Raw genomic sequence first — 26,293 nt, 5'->3', positions numbered from 1 at the left:
TTAAAGATCTTTGATATTTTCAGCTTCGAGCTCGGTGAAGTATTTCAGCGTCTTCACTTTCAGTTCCATCGTGGAAGGCTCATCGCACACGATAACCGCTTTCGGGTGCAACTGCAGACAGCTAATCGTCCACATATGGTTAACGTTGCCTTCAACCGCCGCCTGCAGCGCCTGCGCCTTAACGTGGCCCAGCACCAGAATCATCACTTCCTGCGCGTCCAGCAGCGTGCCAACGCCCACGGTGAGCGCGTATTTTGGCACCTGATTCACATCACCGCCAAAGAAACGCGAGTTCGCCACACGGGTATCGTGCGTCAGGGTTTTGATACGTGTGCGGGAGGCCAGAGAAGACGCGGGCTCGTTAAACGCGATATGACCATCGTTGCCGACGCCGCCCATAAACAGATGAATTTTGCCGTAGGCGCGAATTTTTTCTTCATAGCGGCGGCATTCTGCGTCAATATCCGGCGCGTTGCCATCCAGCAGGTTGATATTTTCTTCGGGAATATCAACGTGGTCGAAGAAATTACGGTACATGAAGCTGTGGTAGCTTTCCGGATGATCTTTCGGCAGGCCCACATATTCATCCATGTTAAACGTTACGACATGTTTGAAACTGACCTGGCCTGCTTTATGCATCTCGATAAGCGCCTTGTAAGCTTCAAGCGGCGTGCCGCCAGTCGGCAGACCGAGAACGAAAGGGCGGTCAGCGGTGGGGTTGAAATCGTTAATGCGCTTAACAATATGGCGGGCGGCCCATTTGCCAACCTGCTGCGGCGTAGCCAGCGGAATCAGTCTCATTGTTCACCTCGGAAGTTAGAAAACAGGAGCGGATTAAACGGCTCACAGTGTAAGGGTATACCCGTTCGCTGAAAGCGGAAGCAATCCGTCTCGATTTTTTGAATGATAAAATAAGTTTTCGACTCAGGCCATAGGAAAGGAAGCACAATAACAATATTTGGTGATAAAAATCACAGAAAAGACGCGTTTAATTTGCGAGGCGAATTAATTTTGCAGACACTCAGGGTTGATGCAAAGTGTCGCCGCGTTTCAGAGTTAGTAGCACAATAAAAACACTGCTTAGCTGGAGCCTCATCGGGGTCTCATAGGGGGAAAAAGTGAGTATTTTAGGTTATTTACAACGAGTAGGCCGGGCGCTGATGGTGCCTGTGGCTACGCTGCCTGCGGCAGCCATTCTGATGGGGGTCGGTTACTGGCTTGACCCGACCGGCTGGGGCGGCGGCAACGCGCTTGCGGCTTTCTTCATTCAGTCCGGTTCCGCAATCATCGACAACATGGGGGTGCTGTTTGCAGTCGGCGTCGCATACGGTATGTCAAAAGATAAAGATGGCGCTGCGGCGCTGGCGGGGTTTGTCGGGTTCCTGGTGCTGACGACGCTCTGCTCGCCAGCGGCTGTCGCCATGATTATGAAGATCCCGGCCGATCAGGTGCCTGCCGCCTTCGGTAAAATCAAAAACCAGTTCGTGGGCATTATGGTGGGGATTATTGCCGCCGAACTGTACAACCGCTTTAGCGCTGTTGAGTTGCCGAAAGCGCTGTCCTTCTTCAGCGGCCGCCGTCTGGTCCCGATTCTGACGTCTTTCGTGATGATTGTTGTGGCATTCATCATGATGTACATCTGGCCGGTCGTGTTTGGCGGTCTCGTTGACTTTGGCGAGCAGATCCAGAAGCTCGGTTCGGTCGGCGCGGGCGTTTATGCATTCTTTAACCGTCTGCTGATCCCGGTGGGCCTGCATCACGCCCTGAACTCCGTATTCTGGTTCGATGTGGCAGGCATTAACGATATCCCGAATTTCCTGGGCGGCGCGCAGTCTATCGAATCCGGTAAAGCCGTGGTCGGTATCACTGGCCGTTATCAGGCGGGCTTCTTCCCGATTATGATGTTCGGCCTGCCGGGCGCGGCGCTGGCGATTTACCACTGCGCGCGTCCTGAAAATAAAGCCAAAGTGCTGGGGATTATGATGGCGGGCGCTTTCGCCGCGTTCTTTACCGGCATTACCGAGCCGCTGGAATTCTCCTTTATGTTCGTGGCGCCGGTGCTGTATGTCATTCACGCGGTATTGACGGGTATCTCCGTATTTATCGCGGCGACGATGCACTGGATTGCCGGTTTCGGCTTCAGCGCGGGGCTGGTGGATATGGTGCTGTCGTCCCGTAACCCGCTGGCGACGCACTGGTACATGCTGATTCCGCAGGGTCTGGTCTTCTTCGTCATCTATTACGTGGTGTTCCGCTTTACTATCACTAAATTCAACCTGATGACGCCTGGCCGTGAGCTGGCCGTGGCGGGCAGCGAAGCAGACGGTGTGGACGTTAACGTCAGCGATGAGAAAGATCTAGATGCAGCGGGTCTTGCGCGTCAGTACATCGCGGCGGTGGGCGGCTCCGATAACCTGACGGGTATCGATGCCTGCATCACGCGTCTGCGTCTGAACGTGAAAGATTCCGCGCTGGTGGATGAAGCGATGGCTAAGCGCCTTGGCGCGACGGGCGTGATTCGCCTTAACAAAACCAGCGTGCAAATCATCGTCGGCTTCGTGGCGGAAAAAATTGCCAACGCGATGAAAACCACCGGCCATGTCGATGCCTCCGCACCAAAAGCGCAGACCGCAGCGCCTGTCGCACCGGTCGTGAAGCCGCAGGCGGTCGCTAACGCAAAAACCATCGCCGCGCTGGTATCGCCGGTGACAGGCGAAGTGGTCGCGCTCGATGCGGTGCCGGATGAAGCCTTCGCCAGCAAAGCGGTCGGTGATGGCGTCGCCATCAAGCCCACCGATAAGCTGGTGGTGGCACCAGCGGCCGGGACTATCGTGAAAATCTTCAACACCAACCATGCGTTCTGCCTGGAAACCGAGAACGGCGCAGAGATCGTGGTGCATATGGGGATTGATACCGTCGCGCTGAACGGCCAGGGCTTTAAACGCCTGGTGGAAGAGGGCGCGCAGGTGACGGCGGGCCAGCCGGTGCTGGAGCTTGATCTGGACTTCCTGAACGCCAATGCGCGCTCAATGGTCAGCCCGGTCGTGTGCAGCAACATTGACGATTTCGGCGGTCTGGTTATCCAGGCGCAGGGCGCGGTGGTTGCAGGCCAGAGCGCGCTGTATGAAATTAAAGGCAAATAATCACTTCTGAGTTATGCCTGAACGGCGGGGGAACACTCCCGCCGTTTTTTTTCGCCTTTTTTTGGGGCTGGCGCGCACCGCGTAACGCCATGTAGGGTAGCGGTCACTGAGATTAAGGAGAATCAGATGCGTCAGGTTATTTTTGTCCTTTTCGCCGCCGTGCTGTTAAGTGGCTGCATCCCGCGCTACGCGACCCACCGGCCCGCGCTTGACGTCGATATACAGAACGAGCAGGGCGAGCCCATTCCTCATGCCACGTTCTGGCTGCAAACGCACCGCATGCCGCCGGGCTATTACCCGTTGCCGGAGAAATTCACCGCAGATAATAACGGCCATGTTTCCGTCTCGCGCGTTTCGGAATGGGAAAACATGATCTTCTTTCTTCACGGCACGATGATCTATTCCTGGAGCTGGTGCGTTGAGGCGCCGGGCTACCTGCCGCGTGAAGGGAATCTCGAGTCATTAAGGCCGCAAGTCAAATTACTCAAAGCCAGAACGCCCGAGCGTTGTCGACTGGCGCAGTATGCTGAAGCCCGCCAGTAACATGCGGTGCTCTGCGGCGGGATTTTCTGTAACTAAAGGTTGTTTCCCGCCTCTGCTTATAAGATCATACGCCGTTAAACGATGTTGACGCTTTGAGGAATATGCGATGAGTGAGGCAGAAGCCCGCCCGACTAACTTTATTCGCCAGATTATCGATGAAGATCTGGCGTCTGGAAAACACACCACGATTTGCACCCGCTTTCCGCCGGAGCCGAATGGCTATCTGCACATCGGCCACGCGAAATCTATCTGCCTGAACTTCGGCATCGCGCAGGACTACCAGGGCCAGTGCAACCTTCGCTTTGACGACACCAACCCGGTCAAAGAAGATCTGGAATTTGTCGAGTCGATTAAAAATGACGTGCAATGGCTGGGTTTCCACTGGTCTGGCGACGTGCGCTACTCCTCTGACTATTTCGATCAGCTTTATAACTACGCCGTTGAGCTTATCAACAAAGGCCTGGCCTACGTTGACGAGCTGTCGCCGGAGCAGATCCGCGAATACCGCGGCACGCTGACCGCGCCTGGCAAAAACAGCCCGTTCCGCGATCGCAGCGTGGAAGAAAACCTGGCGCTGTTCGAGAAAATGCGTGCCGGTGGGTTTGAAGAGGGCAAAGCGTGCCTGCGCGCGAAAATCGATATGGCCTCGCCGTTTATCGTGATGCGTGACCCGGTGCTGTACCGCATTAAGTTCGCCGAGCATCACCAGACCGGCAACAAGTGGTGCATCTACCCGATGTACGACTTTACCCACTGCATCTCCGATGCGCTGGAAGGCATCACCCATTCGCTCTGTACGCTGGAGTTCCAGGACAACCGCCGTCTGTATGACTGGGTACTGGATAACATCACCATTCCGGTTCACCCGCGCCAGTATGAATTCTCGCGCCTGAATCTGGAATATACGGTGATGTCCAAGCGTAAGCTGAACCTGCTGGTCACCGATAAGCACGTCGAAGGCTGGGACGACCCGCGTATGCCGACGATTTCCGGCCTGCGCCGCCGCGGTTATACCGCCGCGTCCATCCGTGAATTCTGCAAGCGTATCGGTGTGACCAAACAGGATAACACCGTGGAAATGGCGGCGCTGGAAGCCTGCATTCGCGAAGATCTCAACGAGAACGCGCCGCGCGCGATGGCCGTTATCGATCCGGTGAAACTGGTTATCGAAAACTACCCGCAGGGCCACAGCGAAATGGTGTCGATGCCTAACCATCCGAACAAACCGGAAATGGGCAACCGCGACGTACCGTTTAGCGGCGAAATCTGGATCGATCGCGCGGATTTCCGTGAAGAAGCCAACAAGCAGTACAAGCGTCTGGTGCTCGGTAAAGAAGTGCGTCTGCGCAACGCGTATGTGATTAAAGCCGAGCGCGTGGAGAAAGACGACGCGGGTGAAATCACCACTATCTACTGCACCTACGATGCCGAAACGCTAAGTAAAGATCCGGCGGACGGTCGCAAGGTCAAAGGCGTGATCCACTGGGTCAGCGCGGCGCATGCGCTGCCGGTTGAAATTCGTCTCTATGACCGTCTGTTCAGCGTGCCAAACCCGGGGGCGGCGGAAGATTTCCTCACGACCATCAACAAAGACTCGCTGGTCATCAAGCAGGGTTACGCTGAGCCGGGCCTGAAAAACGCTGAAGCGGGTAAAGCCTGGCAGTTTGAGCGTGAAGGTTATTTCTGCCTCGACAGCCGCCATGCAAACGGTGACAAACTGGTGTTCAACCGCACCGTTGGCCTGCGCGATACCTGGGCTAAAATCGGCGAGTAATACCTTGCCTGTTACAAGACGCCGCCTCTGCGCGGCGTTTTTTTTGCCTTTCTATTCAAAGCGTTAACAGCATTAAAATATTCGCGACGCGAATTAATCTACATGTTCCCTGTTAAACGCAAGCCCGTCATAAAACCTCATGTTGCTATTTTCATCTGCTGATGTGCATGAAATCGCTTTCATTTTATAGCTTTAACTAATTCCTCTTCTTTTATCCGCATTAAAAGCTGTCTTCTGAAAATGTTTCAAAATGAAAATTATTTTGTGCACTGTGTCATAAAGCCACGAAAATTCAGGGGATTTAGATTGATAATTCGCGTCGCGAAAAATAGTCTTGAGGGGCTGTTTCGGGGGTTCTCCTTCAGCACTTTTATTTTTTTATTTCATTCGTTTTATGCGCCATATGCGCTGCGAATTTTTTTACGTCAAAGAGGAATTTCACATGCGTTCGTTGAGATACAAACGTAGTGGCGTCGCGCTGGCTGTCGCCAGCGTTACCGCACTGGGTGGCCTGTGTAGCCCGCCCGTTCACGCCGCAGGCTTTATTGATGACTCCACATTAACCGGCGGCATCTATTACTGGCAGCGCGAGCGCGACCGTAAAGATGTCGTGGAAGACAAATATAAAACCAACCTCTCACACTCCACCTGGAACGCGAACCTGGATTTCCAGTCAGGGTTTGCCGCCGATATGTTTGGGCTCGACATCGCCGCATTCACGGCCATCGAAATGGCGGAAAACGGCGACAGCGGACACCCGAATGAAATCGCGTTCTCCGCAAGTAACAAAGCCTACGACGAAGACTGGTCCGGCGATAAAAGCGGCATCAGCCTTTATAAAGCTGCCGGTAAATTTAAATATGGCCCGCTCTGGGCGAGGGCTGGCTGGTTGCAGCCCACCGGTCAGACGCTGCTGGCGCCGCACTGGAGCTTTATGCCCGGCACATATCAAGGGGCTGAAGCGGGCGCGAATTTTGACTACGGCGAGGCGGGCGCGCTGAGCTTCTCGTACATGTGGACCAACGAATATAAATCGCCGTGGCATCTGGAGATGGACAAGTTCTACCAGAACGACAGAACCACGCGGGTCGATTATCTCCACTCGATCGGCGCGAAATATGATTTTAAAAATTCGCTGGTGCTCGAAGCGGCTTTTGGCCAGGCGGAAGGGTACATCGATCAATACTTTGCCAAGGCGAGCTACAACTTCCCGCTTGCGGGCAATCCTCTTTCAACCAGTTATCAGTTCTATGGCGCGCGTGACAAAGCCAGTAACGGCAGCGTCAATGATATTTATGACGGCACCGCGTGGCTCCAGGCGCTGACATTTGGCTATAAAATTGGCCAGGTTGATCTGCGTCTGGAAGGCACCTGGGTGAGCGCCGAAGGGCAACAGGGCTATTTTCTGCAGCGCATGACGCCCACTTATGCGTCTTCCAACGGACGGCTGGATATCTGGTGGGATAACCGCTCCGATTTTAACGCCGATGGCGAAAAAGCTGTGTTCTTCGGCGCGATGTATGACCTGAAAAACTGGAACCTGCCTGGGTTTGCGCTGGGCGCGTCATACGTTTATGCCTGGGATGCGAAACCCTCTACGCTGCCGACCACTGACGGCTATTACGATCCCAACTACCGCCTCAAAGAATCCGCTTACAGCCTCGATGCGGTTTACACCCTGCAGGATGGCCGTGCCAAAGGCACGATGTTTAAGCTGCATTTCACCCAATACGACAACCATTCCGACATCCCGAGCTACGGCGGCGGTTACGGCAACATCTTCCAGGACGAACGCGACGTGAAATTTATCGTCACGGCGCCGTTCACGATTTTCTGATTGCGCAGGGGCGCGCAGATGCGCCTTTCATCAAGGGCAGTGAAAAGGAGAAATCGATGAAAAAGTTACAGGTCAGTATGTTAGCGGGAGCGGTGATGGGGCTTTTCACCGGTGCCAACGCACAGGCGTCAACGACAGATAGCATCAGCCAGTTTGGGATTAATTACACCATTACTGACAACCAGGCCGCGCAGCACGGTACAGACTGCGCCGCGCTTGGCGCTGACTGGGCGTCATGTAATAAAGCCGTCATCACGCTTACCAACCCGGGCGACGCGGTGACCGACAAAAACTGGACTATCTGGTTTCACAGCATTCGCCAGATCCTCAATGTCGATAACGATGAGTTTAAAGTGACCCACGTGATGGGCGATCTCCACAAGCTTGAACCGACGGATAAATTTACCGGCTTCCCGGCGAAATCGTCGGTGGAGATCCCGATTATCAATGAGTACTGGCAACTCTTTATCACCGACGTGCTACCGCGTTGGTATGTCACGGCGGATGACGGCGCGCCGAAGGTTATCGCCAGTACCGATACCGAAACGCTGACGGATTTTGTCAGCCCGCTGAACGATCAGTGGAAGCGCACGCCGGATGATAAAAATATCCTGATGACCGCCGAAGCGCGGTTTGATAAAAACAGCGATGTCAAAACACTGAACGCAGAGCGCCTGCGCGGGCAGATCGTGCCCACGCCGCGGCACGTCAAAGTACACGGGCAAAATGTTTCTCTCGAAAAAGGCGTTCAGCTCGATATTGCCGCGCTGGAGAAACCCGCACAGGAGGCGATTTTCGCCCGTTTCGCGCTGCTCGGTATAAAAACTGATGCAGGCTACCCGGTACGCACAGCCATTGCCAGCCACGCCTTTAGTGGTAAAGAGGCGGTATCCGGCGCATATCAGCTGCATATCGGGCCAAAAGAGACGACGATTACCGGCTATGACCGCGCGGGCGTCTTTTACGGGCTGCAATCGCTGCTGTCGCTGATCCCGGCTGAGGGCGCGAAGCAAATCGCCACGCTCGATGCGCAGGACGCGCCGCGTTTTGATTATCGCGGCATTCAACTCGATGTGGGACGCAACTTCCACACCAAAGCCGCTGTGCTGCGCCTGCTTGACCAGATGGCGGCCTATAAGCTCAATAAATTCCACTTTCATTTGAGCGATGACGAAGGCTGGCGTATTGAAATACCGGGCTTGCCGGAACTGACCGATGTAGGGGCGAAGCGCTGTCACGATCTCAGCGAAAAAACCTGCCTGCTGCCGCAGCTCGGCTCCGGGCCAGATACGAACAACAACGGCAGCGGCTACTTCACCCGCGCGGATTATATTGAGATTGTGAAATATGCCGCCGCGCGCCAGATAGAAGTGATCCCGGAAATCGACATGCCCGCACATGCCCGCGCGGCGGTGATTGCGATGGAAGCGCGCTACGACAGGCTGCAGAAAGCGGGTAAAACCGAAGAGGCAAACCAGTATCGCCTGCTCGACCCGAAAGATACGTCCGTCACCACTGGCGTGCAGTACTACAACCGCACCGGCTATCTCAATCCGTGCCTCGACTCCTCGCGCCGCTTTGTCGATAAAGTGATTGGCGAGATCCAGCAGATGCATAAAGAGGCCGGACAGCCGCTCACCACCTGGCATTTTGGCGGCGATGAGGCGAAAAATATCTATCTCGGCGCGGGTTATACGGATAAAGCGAAACCGGAGGCCGGGAAGGGGATTATCGATCAGAGCCGTCAGGACAAGCCCTGGGCGCGCTCGCCGGTGTGTCAGAAAATGGTGCAGGACGGTGTCGTCGCTGATGTCGAGCACCTCTCCAGCTATTTTGGCGTGGAAGTGAGCAAACTAGTCAAAGCGCACGGCATCGACACTATGCAGGCGTGGCAGGACGGGCTTAAGGACGCGAAAGACGCGAGCGCTTTCGCCACCTCGCACGTTAACGTCAACTTCTGGGATACGCTCTACTGGGGAGGCTTTGATACAGCGAACGACTGGGCGAATAAAGGTTTCCGCGTGGTGGTTTCTAACCCCGATTACGTCTACCTCGATTTCCCGAATGAAGTGAATCCGGCGGAGAGCGGCTATTACTGGGGCACACGCTTTAGCGACGAACGTAAGATTTTCAGCTTCGCGCCGGATAACCTCCCGCAAAACGCCGAGACATCCGTCGATCGCGACGGCAACGCGTTCAGCGCTAAGTCGGACAAACCCTGGCCAGGCGCGTATGGACTCTCGGCGCAGCTCTGGAGCGAAGTGGTGCGCACCGATAAACAAATGGAGTACATGATGTACCCGCGTCTGTTAGCTGTAGCTGAACGCGCCTGGCATCGCGCGGCCTGGGAGCAGGATTATCAGGCTGGTCGCGAATATAAAGGCGGCGAAACCCATCAGGTGGATGTAAAAGCGCTGCATGATGACTGGACGCGCTTTGCGAACCTGGCGGGCAGCCGTGAGCTGCCGAAGCTTGAAAAAGCGGGCGTGCAATTCCGCCTGCCGGTGCCGGGCGCGCGCATTCACGACGGCGTGTTGCAGATGAACGTCAGTCTGCCAGGTGTCGCGATGGAATACTCCACTGATGGCGGCGCGCACTGGCAGCGCTACGACGATGCGAAGCCGCCACGCGTGACGGGTGCCGTACAGGTACGAAGCGTCAGCAGCGACGGTAAACGTTACAGCCGTGTGGATAACGTACAGCCCTAACGCAATAAAAAGCCAGCCTCCGGGCTGGCTTTCTTATGAACGGGCGCGCGCTCTACAGCGATTCAGGCAGATGGTGAACCGCAACCAGTTTGCCTTTGCTTATCTCAATATTTTTCGCACCGCGCAACTGAGAAAGGGTTTTCATCACCATGCTGCGGGAAAGATTGGTTTTTTTAACGATATAGTCGGCCACGTTAATCCGGTTACGCATGAACTCATCCATTGTCGCGAGACAATCGATATTCGCTTTAATCATGCTGTAGCTGTTTCTTCCCATCATAATTTCTTCGCGATAGCAAAGCATATTAATAAACCATGAGGACAAAATAAGCAGATGTAACTGGCAGTGATTTTTCTCAATTTCCTGAATGAAATAATCAAAAGGAATTAACTGGTAATGGCATTCGGAATCAGCCTGTAATTTGGCGAATTGAGTTTTGCCTAAATTCCTCGCCAGTCCCAGCACAGAGGGTGCGCTGCTTTTTTCCAGCAACAGCCTGTCACTCTGGCGCATCAGAGAGAACTGACCGCCACGAATGATGCAGATCTCCCCGTCCCGAAGCGGGATCAGCGTATTTTTCTCTGCACGAGACCAGTTGCCGTAGCTATTAAAAATATCCGCAATACGGTAAATCTCAGCAAGCGGTTTAGGGGGTAAGACCATGTTGGTTACCTTAATAAAATAAAATTAAATCGTTGCTGTATCTTAATGGATGCTTTTTTATGGCTGCAATAAGGGGCAGAGAACAGAAAAGGAAAAACAGGGATAATCTCATCTCTAACCGATTGAGTGATAAAGATATTTATCTTTTCTGAATTTCGATTTAAAAAAATATATGTGGTTTAATTAAGCATTGTGCGCTGTATTAAAACACTCCAGTTTTCAAATTTTATCTAAAAAAATACATCTATATTTTTGTTAAAGGGGGTTCAGGCAATAAAAAGGCCGACAAATGTCGGCCTGGGATAATGCAGTATAGCGAGCGTTATTTCCCGCCAGCCTCGTGGGCGTGTTCATTTTCGCGGCAGTCGCCATCGGCGCAGTGACCGTACAGATAGAGGCTGTGGTTGGTCAGGCGGATGCCGTGGCGCGTGGCGATTTCACGCTGACGCGCTTCAATAGAATCATCACTGAATTCGATCACTTTGCCGCAATCGAGGCAAATCAGGTGATCGTGATGATGCTGTTGCGTCAGCTCGAAAACGGATTTACCGCCTTCAAAGTTGTGACGAGTGACGATGCCGGCATCGTCGAACTGGTTAAGTACGCGATAGACCGTGGCAAGGCCAATCTCTTCACCCATGTCAATCAGACGCTTATAGAGGTCTTCCGCACTGACATGATGATTGACCGGTTCCTGCAGCACTTCGAGGATTTTTAATCGAGGAAGCGTGACTTTCAGGCCGGCCTTCTTTAATGCGGTATTGTTGTCAGTCATGCGGAATCTGTCCTGTTGCTTAACGACTCGCTCCGGAAGGGAGCGATACATCGGATACGCCGAAGATGAATGCGTCTCATTATAGAACTGACATGCCTAAATGAAAACCGCAAGCGTCCGGCAAAAAAGAGCTTAAAAATCGTGGGCCAGCCAGCGTTTTTCACGTGGAGAGCCTGATAATTAAGAAAGCCATTGTACAGCGTAGTGAGGGAAAGTTAAAAATTTGTAGCAATTATTTTCATTGCTTTTATCTATCAAACGGCGCGGAACGGTGCCCGCGCCGCTTATCATCAGGCGTTGATGATTTCCTGCAGATGCAGCTCTTCGGACACCTGTTTGACCCATTTTTCAACGCGTTCGGCGGTCAGCTCCGGCTGGCGATCTTCGTCAATCGCGAGACCAACGAAGTGGTCGTCATCAGCGAGGCCTTTAGAAGCTTCAAAGTGGTAACCTTCGGTCGGCCAGTGGCCAACAATGGTCGCACCGCGCGGCTCGATGATGTCGCGAATGGTGCCCAGCGCGTCGCAGAAATATTCTGCGTAATCTTCCTGGTCGCCGCAGCCGAAAAGCGCCACCAGCTTGCCGTTAAAGTCAATTTCTTCGAGCGTCGGGAAGAAGTCGTCCCAGTCGCACTGCGCTTCGCCGTAGTACCAGGTCGGGATGCCAAGCAGAAGAATATCGAATGCTTCCAGATCCTCTTTGCTGCTTTTAGCAATGTCATGCACTTCAGCAACGTCAGTCCCGAGCTGTTTCTGGATAATTTTTGCGATATTTTCGGTATTGCCGGTGTCGCTGCCGAAAAAGATGCCTACGATTGCCATAAGAAGAATAACCTCTTGAATCTAAATGTGATGGTGCTGGCATAACGCCCACAGATAGGGCAATCATAGCAGAACAGAAGAAGGTGCGGAAACGCTATCAGGCACCGGGTGCACTCTCTGCTACATTGCCCGGTCCTTTTGGGTAAAATTCAGACCAGACCTTACTCCTGCAAGGCTTTCAGCTGCGCGAGCAGCATCGCTTCTATCAGCTCGCTGCGGCTGATATTGCGCGCCTGCGCGAGATGGTTCAGCGCGTCTACCGCGTCGGCGTTCAGCTTCAGCTCCACGCGCTTAAGCCCGCGAACTTTGTCACGCTTAAGCTGGTTGCGCTTATTGATGCGCAGCTGTTCGTCGCGCGACAGCGGATTGGTTTTCGGTCTGCCCGGACGGCGTTCATCCGCGAAGAGATCGAGCGTTGTGCGGTCCGTTTGTTCTTTTGCCATGGTATGAGTATAGACAGGGGAAACAGGCTGCCGTGGCGGAGCCCGGCGGTATTTCAGCGCGCCATCATACATCAGGGAGCGAAGCGCGCCAACGCATCCGGCGCGCGACGGCGCCGGTCGGTCTGTTTTTAATCAGTTTCCAGAAAACGACGAATCGCGCGCAGCACCGCCTGCGGTTTTTCGGCATGCACCCAGTGGCCTGCGCCCGCAATCACATGCGCGCGGGCTTTGGGGAACTGTGAGAGCAGCGCCTCGCGGTGCGCTTCTTCCACATAAGGCGACGCGCCGCCGCGAATAAACAGCGCCGGGCCGTGCCAGGCAGGCACCGTTTCCCAGCCGACGATATGCGAATACTGGCTCCACAGCACCGACACATTAAAGCGCCACTCGCCATCGACAAACGATTTCAGCAGAAACTGCACCACGCCTTCCTCGCGGATATGCTGGCGCATAATCTCCGCCGCCTGCTGGCGTGAGGTAACGCCCGCGTCGCTCACCGCGTTCACCGCATTGAATATTTCATCGTGACGGCGCACCTGATAATCCACAGGCGCTATATCAATCGCCACCAGCTTTTCAATGCGATCTGGCGCAAGCGCGGTCACCGCCATTGCCGCTTTGCCGCCCATTGAATGACCGATAAGAATCACCTTATTCAGCCCCTGCGCATCCAGCGTTTCGAGAATATCCTGCGCCATCGCCGGATAATCCATCGTCTCGCTGCGCCCGGAAAGCCCGTGGTTTCGCAAATCAACCTGCACAACGTCATGATCGTCCACCAGATCGCGAGCCAGCACGCCCAGGTTATCCAGGCTGCCAAACAGCCCGTGAATTAACACAATCGGTGTATTTTGAGTCGGTTGTTGCGCAGATTGCGTGCGGATATTTAATTTCATGGCAAAGTTCTTTTTTGGCGACTGACAGGTTAGGTTATCATGTTGACCATTCTGCCGCCCGGCTGCAAGGTTCCAGTTAATTCCGACTTTTGCGGCCTTCCTGGTTTGACGCTATCCGCTGTTGGGTTTTAACTTTATACTCCCAACGACTTGTATTCAGAAAAGATATCGCACTGGATTAAGATGAAAACGATTGAAGTTGATGACGAGCTGTATCGCTACATTGCCAGCCACACCCTGCATATTGGCGAAAGCGCGTCCGACATTTTACGGCGCATGTTGAAATTTTCCGCCTCCTCGCCATTAGCCGCTACACCCGCCAAAGCAGAGACTCCCGCCACTGTTGCGCCCGCCGCTGAGCCTGAAAAGCCAGTGAACTCGGCGCGCGACCGCGTGCGAGCCATGCGTGAACTGCTGTTATCGGATGAATACGCCGAACAAAAACGCGCGGTCAATCGTTTTATGCTGGTGCTGTCTACACTCTATTCACTGGATGCAAACGCATTTGCCGAAGCGACCGAGTCGTTACACGGCCGTACCCGCGTCTATTTCGCCGGTGACGAGCAAACGCTGCTGCAAAGTGGCAACCAGACGAAACCCCGCCACGTGCCGGGCACACCGTACTGGGTGATTACGAATACGAATACAGGCCGCAAATGCAGCATGATTGAACACATCATGCAGACCATGCAGTTCCCGGCGGAATTGATTGAGAAGGTTTGCGGCACCATTTAACTCTTGCGTCAGAAGGACCAGGCCATGGCAGTCAATAACCGTGCGGGACAGCCTGCACAACAGAGTGATTTAATCAACGTCGCCCAGCTCACCGCGCAGTACTACGTGCTGAAGCCGGAAGTGGGTAATGCGGAACACGCGGTCAAGTTCGGTACGTCCGGCCACCGTGGGAGCGCCGCGCGCCACAGCTTTAACGAGCCGCACATTCTGGCGATAGCCCAGGCGATCGCCGAAGAGCGTACGAAAAACGGCATCACCGGGCCGTGCTATGTCGGTAAAGATACGCACGCGCTCTCCGAGCCTGCGATTATCTCCGTGCTGGAAGTGCTGGCCGCCAACGGCGTCGATATCATCGTGCAGGAGAACAACGGTTATACGCCGACGCCTGCGGTTTCGAATGCCATTCTTGAGCATAACAAACGCGGCGGCGCGCAGGCCGATGGCATCGTCATCACCCCGTCGCACAACCCACCGGACGACGGCGGCATCAAATACAACCCGCCTAACGGCGGCCCGGCAGACACCAACGTCACCAAAGTGGTCGAAAACCGCGCTAACGAACTGCTGGCGAACGGCCTGAAAGAGGTGAAACGCATCTCTCTGGACGAGGCCTGGGCGAGCGGCCGCATTCAGGAAAAAGACCTGGTGCAGCCGTTTATCGAGGGGCTTGCAGAAATCGTTGATATGGCCGCTATCCAGAAAGCGGGCCTGAAGCTTGGCGTTGATCCGCTCGGCGGCTCCGGTATCGAATACTGGAAGCGCATCGCGGAGCACTACAAGCTCAATCTCACCATCGTTAACGATCAGGTGGATCAGACTTTCCGCTTTATGCACCTCGATAAAGACGGCGCAATCCGCATGGACTGCTCCTCGGAATCGGCGATGGCCGGTCTGCTGGCGCTGCGTGATAAGTTCGACCTGGCGTTCGCGAACGACCCGGACTACGACCGTCACGGTATCGTCACGCCTGCGGGCCTGATGAACCCGAACCACTATCTGGCGGTGGCGATCAACTACCTGTTCCAGCATCGTCCGCAGTGGGGTCAGGATGTGGCCGTTGGCAAAACGCTGGTCTCCTCCGCGATGATCGACCGCGTGGTGGACGCGCTGGGCCGTAAGCTGGTGGAAGTGCCGGTTGGCTTTAAATGGTTTGTTGACGGTCTCTACGACGGCAGCTTTGGCTTTGGCGGCGAAGAGAGCGCGGGCGCGTCTTTCCTGCGCTTTGACGGCACGCCGTGGTCCACTGATAAAGACGGCATCATCATGTGCCTGCTGGCGGCGGAAATCACCGCCGTAACCGGTAAAAACCCGCAGCAGCACTATGACGAACTGGCCGCGCGTTTCGGCGCGCCGAGCTACAACCGTCTACAGGCTTCCGCGACCTCCGCGCAGAAAGCGGCGCTCTCGAAGCTCTCTCCGGAAATGGTCAGCGCCAGTACGCTGGCAGGCGACCCCATCACCGCGCGTCTGACTGCCGCTCCGGGCAACGGTGCGGCTATCGGCGGCCTGAAAGTGATGACCGAGAACGGCTGGTTCGCGGCGCGTCCTTCCGGCACCGAAGACGCGTACAAGATCTACTGCGAAAGTTTCCTCGGTGAAGAACACCGCAAGCAGATCGAGAAAGAAGCGGTGGAAATCGTCAGTGAAGTGCTGAAAAACGCCTGAATGCGCTCCTGAACAGGAGACGCGAAAAACGGCAACCTTCGGGTTGCCGTTTTGTTTTCATCGTCATGCCGCTCATTAACTGTGTTTATTGGTCAGCTCAAAGCGCGGCGACACCAGCCCGTACAGCGTCCAGCCCATAAAGGTGACTATCGCGCCATACAGCATCGCCTCCTCGCCTGACGAGTAGAGCGCGTAGAAGCTGTAAATCGCCCCGAGCAGCGCCACCAGATTCGCCGGTTTCGCCTTACGCGGCGGCACTTTCGCCACCTGCTGAATAATCACCAGCGCCGCCATCGACAGAATATACGGGATGATATTCGTTACCACCGCCAGGTTCACCAGCACGTTAAACTGCTTGTTAAGCGAAGGGCTGATGGTCATCAGCGACAGCCCGCTCTGGATAATCACAATCGTCAGCATCCCTTTGACCGGCGCTTCCGCGCGGCTCAGGTGGGAAAAGACTTTCGGGAAATAGCCCTCATCGGCGGAGGAGCGGAACACCTGGGCGATGGTGAACTGCCAGCCGAGCAGCGAGCCGCAGCAGGACATCACCATCAGCGCCATAATGATTTTCCCGACGCCCGGCGTAAACATCTGCGCGAACGCCAGCCCGAACGGCGCGGTGGAGTGGGCCAGATCCAGGTTCGGCACAATGCCCGCAATCACATTGGTTGAGACGATATAAATCACCGCCGCGCCCAGCGTGCCGCCGAGCACCGCAATCGGCACGTTGCGCTCCGGGTTTTCCACTACTTCCGTATTGGCGCAGGCCGATTCCAGCCCCAGAAAGGCCCACAGCGTCATGGCGATTGACGATCCGACCGCATCGAAAAACGGCACGTGATGCGGGTTCCATGAGGCGGCATACAGTGTCGGGCTGAACCAGAACCAGCCGATGACCGACAGCCCGACCACCGGAATGATCACCCCCCAGACGGTCACGCTGCTGAGCTTGCCGGTAATACGCGCGCCGCCGAAATTAGCGACGGTGCAGATCCACAGCACGCCGATGGTGGCGATCCCGGTTTGCACCGGCGTTAAGGCCGCGCCGAACAGCTCGCTGCCGTAGCCGACCGCCGAAATAGCGATGGCCACGTTCGCGATAAGCAGCGACACCCCGTAGGTGTAGTTCGCCATAAAGTTGCCGGATTTGCCGAAGGCGTATTCCGCATAGCCGCCCATGCCGCCCGATTTACGGCTGTACATCCCGCATTTGGCAAACGCCCAGGCGAGCGCTGTCGAGCCGACGGCGGTCACAAGCCATGAGATAATCGAAATCGTCCCCACTTCGGCGAGTTTGGTCGGCAGCATGATAATACCGGAGCCCATCATGTTGACCATGGTCAGGATAGTCAGCGGCACAACGCCCATTTTGTTGGATTTGCTCATCATAACGCTCCTTCTGTACGGGGTTGCGAGGCAGGGTTTTCACTGACCACGTAACACCAGACCTGATGGCGGCCATCGCAGGTTTCGACATAGACGCCCTGCAATTCCGGCGCGAAGCCCGGCAGCAGGTTGATCCCTTCTTCCAGCGCCTGAAAGTAATGCAGCGCCGCGCCGCCCCAGATTTCGCCGGGCACCACGCACAGCACGCCGGGCGGGTAGGGGAGCGCACCCTCCGCCGCGATACGCCCTTCGGCCTGTTCAAGCCGTACCAGTTCAATATTGCCGCGAATAAACGCCTGGTGGGCCGCCTGCGGGCTCATGACGACGCGCGGGAAATGCGCTTTGCGGAACATCTCTTTTTGCAGCTGTTTAACGTTACGGCTGGCGTAAAAGTCGTGCATCTCCTGGCAGAGCTGTCGCAGCGTATAGCCTTCGTAGCGCACCTGGTGCTGTTTAAAGAGCGAGGGCAGCACGTCGACGAGCGGCGCGTCGCGCTCCAGCAGCGCTTCAAAGCGCGCCAGTTGCGCCACCAGCTGTTGCAGCTTGCTCATCTCCTCGGCGGGCGTCAGCAGGAACAGAATCGAGTTGAGATCGCATTTCTCCGGGATGATGTGGTTTTCGCGCAGGTAGCTTGCGAGCACGGCGGCGGGCACGCCGAAAGCCTCATACTCGCCGGTGTCGGTATTAATCCCCGGCGTGGTGAGCAGCAGCTTGCACGGATCGACGAAGTACTGGTGCGGCGCGTAGCCCTCAAAAGCGTGCCAGCGCTCGCCGGGCTCGAAGTGGAAAAAGCGCAAATCAGCGGCTATCTCCGCCGTCTCATAGCTCTGCCACGGGCGGCCATCGACGGTCGTCGGAACAAACGGGCGAATGGCGCGGCAGTTTTCAAAAATCATCTTGCGGGCGTCAATGCCCTGTTCCACGCAGCGCATCCACATCCGGCGTCCGGCCTCGCCCTCGTGCATCCGCGCGTTAATGTCCAGGGCCGCGAAGAGCGGATAAAACGGGCTGGTGGAGGCGTGCATCATGAAGGCGTTATTCATGCGCTTATGCGACACATAACGCGGTTGCCCTTTGATATGGCTATCTTTTTTATGGATTTGCGAGGTCTGCGAAAACCCGGCCTGCTGTTTATGCACCGACTGCGTGACGAGAATGCCCGGATCGTTTTCATTAAGCGTCAGCAGCAGCGGCGAGCAAGGGGCCATCATCGGAATAAACTGCTCATAGCCGACCCATGCGGAATCAAAAAGCAGGTAGTCACACAGCGGCCCGAGCGTATCCACGACCTGACGGGCGTTATAAATCGTGCCGTCATAGGTGCCGAGCTGAATAACCGCCAGGCGGAACGGGAGCTTTTCTGCGGCCCGCGCAGGAGCCACTTCCCGCACCCGCTCGCGCAGGTAGCGCTCGTCGAAACAATGCGCGTCGATCCCGCCGATAAACCCGTACGGGTTACGCGCGGTTTCCAGATAAACCGGCGTCGCGCCCGCCTGCAACAGCGCGCCGTGATGGTTCGATTTATGGTTATTACGGTCAAACAGCACCAGATCGCCCGGTGCCAGCAGCGCATTAAGCACCACTTTATTGGCCGAAGAGGTGCCGTTCAGCACAAAGTAGGTTTTATCGGCGTTAAACACCGCTGCGGCGTGCTGCTGCGCGAGGCAGGGCGCGCCTTCGTGGATTAACAAATCCCCCATCGCCACGTCAGCGTTGCACAGATCGGCGCGAAATAGCGTATCGCCGAAGAAACTGACGAACTGATTCCCCGCGGGGTGGCGGCGGAAAAAATCACCGCCCTGATGGCCTGGGCAGTCAAACGCGCTGTTGCCCTGGCTGACGTAATCCACCAGCGCGCGAAAGAACGGCGGGCGCAGCGCGGTTTCATATTTCTGTGCGGCGGCCTCAAGCTGGCGACCATAGTGTTCGCGGTACGTTTCACTGTCTTCGAAGACGCCCGCAACGCGTGGCAAATACTCCGCCGGCACCCGCTCTTCAGGCTGGCACACCACAAACACCGGAATACCAAATCCGGTCATTTCTATTTCATCGATAAGACCCAGGTAAATATCGCTGACGGTCATCACCGCCGCGGCGATATCAATATAGTCAGATTCGTGAATATTTATCGTCGTGCGGTCTGTTGAAAAACAGTCCGGGCATAAACGACTGACGCCAATTTTTAATGCTTGCATGATGTTTCCTTATTTCAGGCAAAGCAATCCCGCCACTTTTCCTCGCGGAAAATTGCTCAAGATAAATGTCGGGCAACATATTCCCGCTGCCTCTAAAAGGCAGTAGAGAAGATTTGCTCTTTTTAGGCCAGACAACCCCCACCCGGCGTTATGCCGGTATTACAAAGGGTTGTGGCAAAAGCGCGCGCGCATTCCCAAGCAGTTACCTGTTAATGAACAGCGTTAGGCTCTTTCTCAGGAATAAGCGGCGCGCAGCAGCGCAATACGCTAGCGGGCGTTAAAAAGGTGGAAGTCAAAGCAGTTGCGGTGGGCGAACATCATAATATGGGTCGTCCGCCTGATATGTGGCATAAACCGATTATTATTTTCCATGTGATTATTACCTTTCAGTAATTGAAAGCGTGGTCATTTTATCCAGGATGAGAGGTTAATCTGTGAAAAGGATCAACAAAAACGCGCTGAACCAGAAATAAATAGTCGTCATTTATGCATAATGTAGAGTAGATCGCTGTCGGTTGTAAAGATGTAAGTCTCTGGTTAATAAACGGTGTTCATTTTATTTGGGCCGAAAACCCTTCTTATTTAGACTAAAGAGAAAATAATAAATGAATAAAAATAAGGAAGGAGTGCAAAGCTATTCAGAATAAAAAGCGGGGATATTTAAAACCGCGCCAGGCGTGACGCGGCGTCAGCGTTAAAGCATAAACCGGTAGCCGATGCCGGTTTCAGTCAACAGATGGCGCGGGCGCGCCGGATCGCTTTCGAGCTTCTGGCGCAGATGGCCCATATAGATACGCAGATAATGGCTGTGCTCGACCGCGTTCGGCCCCCACACCTGGCTTAACAGCTGTCGCTGGGTCAGTACCTTGCCAGGGTTATTCAGCAGCACACCCAGCAGGCGAAACTCAATTGGCGTCAGGTGGATCTCCTCCGTGCCGCGCGTGATGCGTCTTGCGGCCAGATCGACTGTAATGTCGGAAAAGCGCACCACCGGATCGCTCTGGCTTGCACTCCCGTGGCGGCGCAGGGCTACGCGCAGCCGCGCCTGAAGCTCGCCAATGCCGAACGGTTTCGCGAGAAAATCATCGGCACCGGCATCGAGCGCCGCGATTTTGTCCTGCTCGTCGCTGCGCGCCGACAGAACAATCACTGGCGTCTGGCTCCACTGCCGATAGTCGCGGATAAAATCGATGCCGTCGCCGTCCGGCAGCCCGAGATCGAGGATCACCAGATCGGGCTTGCGGGTGGCGGCTTCAATCAGCCCGCGCTGGAGGGTTTCGGCGTCATAGACGCGCAGCCCTTCGCTCTCAAGCGCGGTGCGCAGAAAGCGGCGGATCTCTTTTTCATCTTCGACTATCAGAACGCTAATCACATGACCTCGTGGATATCCAGTTCCGGGGGCGTTTCGTTAGGCAGCAGCACATGAAAACTCGCGCCGCCTTCCGGGCGGTTACGGGCGTAAATCTCGCCGCCGTGCACCTCGACAATCGCCTGACAAATGGCAAGCCCCAGACCGACGCCGGGGATAGCGGATTCTTTATTGCCGCGAGCGAATTTAGCAAAGATAGCCTGTTCCTGACCAGCCGGAATACCCGGCCCATTATCCCAGACTTCCAGATCGAGCCGGTCGTCGCGCCAGCTCGTGCGCACGCCTGTCTGCGCCCGTGGCCCTGCGTATTTGGCGGCGTTCTCCAGAAGGTTAATCAGCACGCGCTCAAACAGCGGCCCGTCAACATGGATGAGGGTGAGCGGATCGCTAAGGCTGAGTTCGATATGCCGCCCACCGAGACCCGGCTCCAGCATCTTGAGCGCGCTGCCCACCACTTCTTCCACCGTCAGCCACTCTTTGCGCAGGTTAAAGCCGCCCGACTGAATGCGCGCCATATCCAGCAAATTATTCACAAGCCTTGTGGTGTTCAGTACATGCTGGCGGATTTCGCTCGCCTGGGGCGCGTGTTTTGAGCCTTCGGCTGCCAGATCAAGCGTCAGGATCTCCGCCTGGCCGAACAGCACCGTCAGCGGCGTGCGCAGATCATGAGAGAGTGCCGCCAGCAATGAATTGCGCAGCTGTTCGCGCTCGCTGGCGAGCCGCGCCTGCTCTTCGCTCTCGGTCAGAAAGAGCCGCTCAAGAGCACTTGCCACCAGTAACGTGAAGGTTTCCAGCAGCCGCTGCTGCTCGGGGATCATCAACTGGCGCAGATTTCCGGGCTCGACAATTACCAGCCCGAGCGTTTTCCCGGCGGTGCGCAGCGGCAAAATTTGATACGGCACGCCGGGCAGGGTGTCGGTGCCCGCGCCGGCAGGCAAGCCTTTATCGAAGCTCCAGCGGGCGATGGCTTCATCCCACGGGGTGATTTCCGCGAGCGGCTGCGGCGCTTGCAGTTTGCCGTGTTCGTCCGGCAGCAGCAGCAGGCCGCGGGCGTGAAAGGTGGAGGCGATAAACTGCTGGCTGGTGGCTGCGATATCGCGCGCGCTGCGGCCCACCGCCAGCGCTTTGGACATCTCATAAAGATGGCGGGTGCGCTGCTCGCGATAGCGCGCGATGCGCGCCTGGTAGCGCACGCCCGCGGTCAGGTTGCCGATAATCAGCCCGACGCTCAGCATCACCGCGAAGGTAAGCAGATACTGGACGTCAGAGACCGCCAGCGTGCCGCGCGGCGCGATAAAAAAGAGATCAAAGCTCACCACGTTGATAATGGTTGCCACCACCGACGGCCAGCGGCCATAAAACAGCGCCACCAGCACCACGCCCAGCAGATAGACCATCACCAGGTTGGCGGCGTCAAACGCGATAAGCCACTGGTGCGCCACCAGCGTAATCAGCGCGCAGAGCGCTACCGCTACCGCGCAGCCGCGCAACTGTACCCGCCATTTCTCCATAAACGGGCGGTTATCGGCGGCTTTGGCGGTGGTGGGCGTCGGCTTGTCGTCCAGCGCGACAATCAGCAAGTCGAGATCCGGCGCGTGGCGCGCGAGCCGCTCGGCGAACGTATCCTGGCTCCACCAGCGGCGTTTATTGCGCCGCCCGATGACGATTTTGCCGAGGTTATGCTCGCGGGCGTAGCGCAGCACGGCTTTCTCCTCGACCGGATCGGCGAGGGTGGCGGTTTCCGCGCCCAGCTCCTGGGCGAGATGCAGGGCGCTCAGAATCGCGCGGCGTGATGTTTCCGGTAGCTGGTGCAGGCGCGGCGTCTCCACATACACCGCATGCCAGACGCTGCCGAGCCGCGCCGCCAGACGCGCGGCGGTGCGCACCAGTTTTTCGTTGCCCGCGCCCTGGCCGATGCACAGCAGGATGGCGTCGCGCGTGTGCCACACTTTCTCCTGGCCCTGGCGGTCGCGCCAGGCGCGCATCTGGTCGTCCACGCGGTCGGCGGTACGGCGCAGCGCCAGCTCGCGCAGCGCGATAAGATTGCCTTTGCGAAAGAAATGCTCGATGGCGCGCTCCGCCTGGCCTGCGATGTACACTTTGCCTTCATGCAACCGCTGGCGCAGATCGTCCGGCGGCAGATCCACCAGCACGATTTCATCGGCCGCATCGAAAATCGGGTCGGGCACGGTTTCGCGCACCTGAATGCCGGTGACGCCGCCCACCACGTCGTTGAGGCTCTCCAGGTGCTGGACGTTAACGGTGGTAAAGACGTCGATGCCCGCGTCGAGCAGCTCATCGACATCCTGCCAGCGCTTCGGGTGGCGTGAGCCAGGCGCGTTGCTGTGCGCCAGCTCGTCCATCAGGATCAGGGCCGGGTTACGGGCAAGCGCCGCGTCGAGATCGAACTCCTGCACCACGCGGCCCCGGTGATGAATACGCTTAAGGGGCTGGATAGCCAGCCCCTCAAGTAACGCCGCGGTCTCCTGGCGGCCGTGGGTTTCCACCACGCCCACCAGGATATCGAGCCCCTGCGCCCGCAGGCGCTGAGCCTCCTGTAACATGGCGTAGGTTTTCCCTACGCCTGCGCAGGCCCCGAAGAAGATTTTGAGTTTTCCGCGCGTCCGGCCCTGCGTCTGTATCAGCAGGCGGTCCGGGTCGGGACGCATCGGCTCTTCGGTCATGAGGGTTCCTTACGGTTGCAGGGCGTCCAGCGCCATATTCAGTTTCAGCACGTTAACCACCGGCTGGCCGAGGAAACCCGCGACAGGGGTTTCGGTGGTTTCACGGATAAGGCGTCCCACTTCCGCTTCAGAAATGCCGCGAGCCTGCGCCACGCGCGGGGCCTGCCAGAAGGCGGCGTCAGGCGTTATGCCGTAATCGAGACCGCTCGCGGAGGCGGTGACCAGCTCCACCGGCACTGCCGCGCGGGCGTCCGGGTTGGCGGCGCGCAGCGCCTGTACGCGGGCCTGGACTTCTTTATCCAGCGCCGGGTTGCTGGCGGCAAGGTTACTGCCGCCGGAAGCCATGGGATTATAAGGCGCTTCGGCCGTCGCGGAAGGGCGGCCCTGGAAATATTTCGCGTCGCTGAACGCCTGGCCAATCAGGCGCGAGCCGCGCACTTCATCATGCTGGCGGATAAGCGAGCCTTCCGCCTGGTCCTTAAACCACCACTGGCCGAGCACCGTGGTCGCCAGCGGATAGATGCCGCCGGTGAGTATCGTCAGGAAAACCAGCAGGGTGAGGGCGGGACGTAACATAGCCATAATGATTCCTTTTAAACCAGACCAGACAGCGTTAACACAAGGTCGATAAGCTTGATGCCGATAAACGGCACCACCAGCCCGCCCAGACCGTAAATCCAAAGGTTGCGGCGCAGCATCGCCGCCGCCGCGAGCGGCTTGTAGCTCACGCCTTTCAGCGCCAGCGGGATGAGAAAGACGATGATCAGCGCGTTAAAAATAACGGCGCTAAGAATCGCCGACGCTGGCGAGTGCAGATGCATCACGTTCAGCGCGTTAAGCTGCGGGTACGTCGCCGCGAACGCCGCCGGGATAATGGCGAAATATTTCGCCACGTCGTTGGCGATGCTGAACGTGGTTAGCGAGCCGCGCGTCATCAGCATCTGTTTGCCGATGTGTACCACTTCGATGAGCTTGGTGGGGTTAGAGTCGAGATCCACCATGTTGCCCGCTTCTTTCGCCGCCTGGGTGCCGGAGTTCATCGCCACCGCCACATCAGCCTGCGCCAGCGCCGGGGCGTCGTTGGTGCCGTCGCCGGTCATCGCCACCAGCCGTCCTTCGGCCTGGTACTGGCGGATCAGCGCCAGTTTCGCCTCGGGCGTCGCTTCGGAGAGAAAATCGTCCACGCCCGCTTCGGCGGCGATGGCGGCCGCCGTCAGCCGGTTATCGCCGGTGATCATCACCGTCTTGATGCCCATTTTGCGCAGCTGCGCGAAGCGCTCTTTGATGCCGCCTTTGACGATATCTTTCAGCGCGATAACGCCGAGCACCTGCGCGCCTTCGGCCACCACCAGCGGCGTACCGCCGGTGCGCGCCACGCCTTCCACGAGCGTGTCGACCTGCGCCGGGAACTGGCCGCCGTTGGCTTCCACATGGCGGCGAATGGCGTCCACCGAGCCTTTACGGATCATCCGGTCCTGCACGTTGATGCCGCTCATGCGCGTCTGGGCGGTAAAGGGCACAAAGGTAGCCTGAAGATGCTGAACGTCACGCTCGCGCAGGTTAAAGCGCTGCTTCGCCAGCACCACGATGCTACGGCCTTCCGGCGTTTCATCGGCAAGCGAGGCTAACTGAGCGGCGTCAGCCAGCGTTTTTTCATCCACGCCGGGGGCGGGCAGGAAGTCAGACGCCTGGCGGTTGCCGAGCGTGATGGTGCCGGTTTTATCCAGCAGCAGCACGTCCACATCGCCCGCCGCTTCCACCGCGCGGCCGCTGGTGGCGATAACGTTCGCGCCAAGCATCCGGCTCATGCCCGCCACGCCGATGGCGGAGAGCAGCCCGCCGATAGTGGTTGGGATCAGACACACCAGCAGCGCCACCAGCACCGTCACGCTGACCGCCGTCCCGCCGTATTGCGAGAACGGGTAGAGCGTGGCGGTCGCCAGCAGAAAGACAATCGTCAGCGCCACCAGCAGAATGGTTAGCGCGATTTCGTTCGGTGTTTTGCGGCGCTCGGCGCTCTCGACCATCGCAATCATACGGTCGAGGAACGTCTCGCCGGGGTTGACGCTGCACTGGATAACCAGCCAGTCGGAGAGAATACGCGTGCCGCCGGTCACCGAGGCGAAATCGCCGCCCGATTCACGGATAACCGGCGCGGATTCGCCGGTAATGGCGCTCTCATCCACCGACGCGCCGCCTTCGATGACTTCGCCGTCGCACGGGATAATATCGCCTGCTTCCACCAGCACGATATCGCCTTTGCGCAGGTCAGCGGCGGGGATGTGATCCAGCTGGGCGTCGTGATGCGGCGCACGCAGTTTGCGGGCGAACGCGGTCTTTTTCACACCCTTGAGGCTGTTGGCCTGGGCTTTGCTGCGGCCTTCGGCCAGCGCTTCGGCGAAATTGGCGAACAGCACCGTAAACCACAGCCACAGGCTGATGGCAGCGGTAAACAGCGCCTCGCCAGGCAGTTTTCCGGCGGCAATCGCCAGGGCAATCAGCGTGGTCAGCAGGCTGCCGACCCAGACGATAAACATGACCGGGTTGCGCCACTGGGCGCGCGGACTCAGTTTTTTAAGAGCATCGAAAAGCGCCTGACGAACCAGCGAGGATTCAAACAGGGCCAGTTGCTTGCGACTCATGGATAGCGAC

At 56.9% G+C, this 26,293-nt stretch carries 20 protein-coding genes; 7 read left to right on the top strand and 13 right to left on the bottom strand.

Features of this window, described 5'->3' with window-relative positions; all coding sequences use genetic code 11:
* The gene (gene nagB, locus CSK29544_RS19425) at positions 1-801 is read right to left on the bottom strand and encodes a glucosamine-6-phosphate deaminase (RefSeq protein WP_007670385.1); all 801 of its coding nucleotides are present in this window, start codon (positions 799-801) and stop codon (positions 1-3) included.
* A gap of 317 nt (positions 802-1,118) precedes the next feature.
* Between nagB and nagE the strand changes: the two genes are divergently transcribed.
* From nagE to CSK29544_RS19400, 5 genes are all read left to right on the top strand, one after another.
* A complete protein-coding gene (nagE, locus tag CSK29544_RS19420) occupies positions 1,119-3,143 on the top strand; it encodes an N-acetylglucosamine-specific PTS transporter subunit IIBC (protein ID WP_007900507.1) in 2,025 nt (674 codons plus the stop codon).
* A gap of 126 nt (positions 3,144-3,269) precedes the next feature.
* A complete protein-coding gene (locus CSK29544_RS19415; RefSeq protein ID WP_004387181.1) occupies positions 3,270-3,686 on the top strand; it encodes a lipoprotein in 417 nt (138 codons plus the stop codon).
* A 106-nt stretch (positions 3,687-3,792) separates the two neighbouring features.
* A complete protein-coding gene (glnS, locus tag CSK29544_RS19410) occupies positions 3,793-5,460 on the top strand; it encodes a glutamine--tRNA ligase (protein WP_007900504.1) in 1,668 nt (555 codons plus the stop codon).
* Positions 5,461-5,902: 442 nt separating this feature from the next.
* A complete protein-coding gene (gene chiP / locus CSK29544_RS19405; protein WP_007900502.1) occupies positions 5,903-7,297 on the top strand; it encodes a chitoporin ChiP in 1,395 nt (464 codons plus the stop codon).
* A 56-nt stretch (positions 7,298-7,353) separates the two neighbouring features.
* Positions 7,354-10,005, top strand: coding sequence for a beta-N-acetylhexosaminidase (locus tag CSK29544_RS19400; protein WP_007900500.1), 2,652 nt, complete (start codon positions 7,354-7,356; stop codon positions 10,003-10,005).
* A 52-nt stretch (positions 10,006-10,057) separates the two neighbouring features.
* Here CSK29544_RS19400 and CSK29544_RS19395 read toward each other — a convergent pair whose 3' ends face one another.
* The 5 genes from CSK29544_RS19395 to ybfF all read right to left on the bottom strand — a co-directional run bounded on the left by CSK29544_RS19395 (position 10,058) and on the right by ybfF (position 13,604).
* Complete coding sequence (locus CSK29544_RS19395; RefSeq protein ID WP_007865711.1) at positions 10,058-10,669, bottom strand: helix-turn-helix domain-containing protein; 612 nt, start codon at positions 10,667-10,669, stop codon at positions 10,058-10,060.
* A gap of 322 nt (positions 10,670-10,991) precedes the next feature.
* Positions 10,992-11,444, bottom strand: a complete 453-nt coding sequence (gene fur / locus CSK29544_RS19390; RefSeq protein ID WP_004387176.1) for a ferric iron uptake transcriptional regulator — start codon at positions 11,442-11,444, stop codon at positions 10,992-10,994.
* A gap of 290 nt (positions 11,445-11,734) precedes the next feature.
* Entirely contained in the window at positions 11,735-12,265 is a 531-nt protein-coding gene (fldA, locus tag CSK29544_RS19385) for a flavodoxin FldA (RefSeq protein ID WP_004387175.1), read from the bottom strand.
* A gap of 161 nt (positions 12,266-12,426) precedes the next feature.
* Complete coding sequence (gene ybfE / locus CSK29544_RS19380) at positions 12,427-12,708, bottom strand: LexA regulated protein (protein WP_004387174.1); 282 nt, start codon at positions 12,706-12,708, stop codon at positions 12,427-12,429.
* Positions 12,709-12,836: 128 nt separating this feature from the next.
* On the bottom strand, positions 12,837-13,604 hold the full coding sequence (ybfF, locus tag CSK29544_RS19375; protein ID WP_007900490.1) for an esterase: 768 nt from the start codon (positions 13,602-13,604) through the stop codon (positions 12,837-12,839).
* Positions 13,605-13,787: 183 nt separating this feature from the next.
* Here ybfF and seqA point away from each other — a divergent pair, with 183 nt between their 5' ends.
* Positions 13,788-14,339 carry a replication initiation negative regulator SeqA gene (gene seqA / locus CSK29544_RS24410; RefSeq protein WP_007900487.1) on the top strand — a complete coding sequence of 184 codons (552 nt, stop codon included), beginning with the start codon at positions 13,788-13,790 and terminating at the stop codon, positions 14,337-14,339.
* A 24-nt stretch (positions 14,340-14,363) separates the two neighbouring features.
* Positions 14,364-16,004 carry a phosphoglucomutase (alpha-D-glucose-1,6-bisphosphate-dependent) gene (gene pgm / locus CSK29544_RS19365; protein ID WP_007900486.1) on the top strand — a complete coding sequence of 547 codons (1,641 nt, stop codon included), beginning with the start codon at positions 14,364-14,366 and terminating at the stop codon, positions 16,002-16,004.
* 75 nt (positions 16,005-16,079) lie between these two features.
* On the opposite strand, the gene potE is transcribed toward pgm, so the two are convergent.
* From potE to kdpB, 7 genes are all read right to left on the bottom strand, one after another.
* Positions 16,080-17,393, bottom strand: coding sequence for a putrescine-ornithine antiporter (gene potE, locus CSK29544_RS19360; protein ID WP_015386890.1), 1,314 nt, complete (start codon positions 17,391-17,393; stop codon positions 16,080-16,082).
* Positions 17,393-19,588 carry an ornithine decarboxylase SpeF gene (gene speF / locus CSK29544_RS19355; RefSeq protein ID WP_007900483.1) on the bottom strand — a complete coding sequence of 732 codons (2,196 nt, stop codon included), beginning with the start codon at positions 19,586-19,588 and terminating at the stop codon, positions 17,393-17,395. Before speF ends, potE begins: the two co-directional genes overlap by 1 nt.
* Positions 19,589-19,855: 267 nt before the next feature.
* Entirely contained in the window at positions 19,856-19,960 is a 105-nt protein-coding gene (speFL, locus tag CSK29544_RS23980) for a leader peptide SpeFL (protein WP_015386889.1), read from the bottom strand.
* Between the two features lie 322 nt (positions 19,961-20,282).
* Positions 20,283-20,960 carry a two-component system response regulator KdpE gene (gene kdpE, locus CSK29544_RS19350; RefSeq protein WP_004387168.1) on the bottom strand — a complete coding sequence of 226 codons (678 nt, stop codon included), beginning with the start codon at positions 20,958-20,960 and terminating at the stop codon, positions 20,283-20,285.
* On the bottom strand, positions 20,957-23,641 hold the full coding sequence (gene kdpD, locus CSK29544_RS19345) for a two-component system sensor histidine kinase KdpD (protein ID WP_007900482.1): 2,685 nt from the start codon (positions 23,639-23,641) through the stop codon (positions 20,957-20,959). Before kdpD ends, kdpE begins: the two co-directional genes overlap by 4 nt.
* Positions 23,642-23,650: 9 nt before the next feature.
* Entirely contained in the window at positions 23,651-24,223 is a 573-nt protein-coding gene (gene kdpC, locus CSK29544_RS19340) for a potassium-transporting ATPase subunit KdpC (protein ID WP_007900481.1), read from the bottom strand.
* An 11-nt stretch (positions 24,224-24,234) separates the two neighbouring features.
* Positions 24,235-26,283: a potassium-transporting ATPase subunit KdpB gene (kdpB, locus tag CSK29544_RS19335; RefSeq protein ID WP_029039334.1), complete on the bottom strand. Its 2,049-nt coding sequence runs from the start codon at positions 26,281-26,283 to the stop codon at positions 24,235-24,237.
* Positions 26,284-26,293 lie beyond the last annotated feature (10 nt).

The sequence above is a fragment of the Cronobacter sakazakii genome (genome assembly GCF_000982825.1).
GTDB lineage: Bacteria > Pseudomonadota > Gammaproteobacteria > Enterobacterales > Enterobacteriaceae > Cronobacter > Cronobacter sakazakii.
Note: the sequence above shows the minus strand (reverse complement) of the source record. Positions and strands in the feature narration are given on the sequence as shown.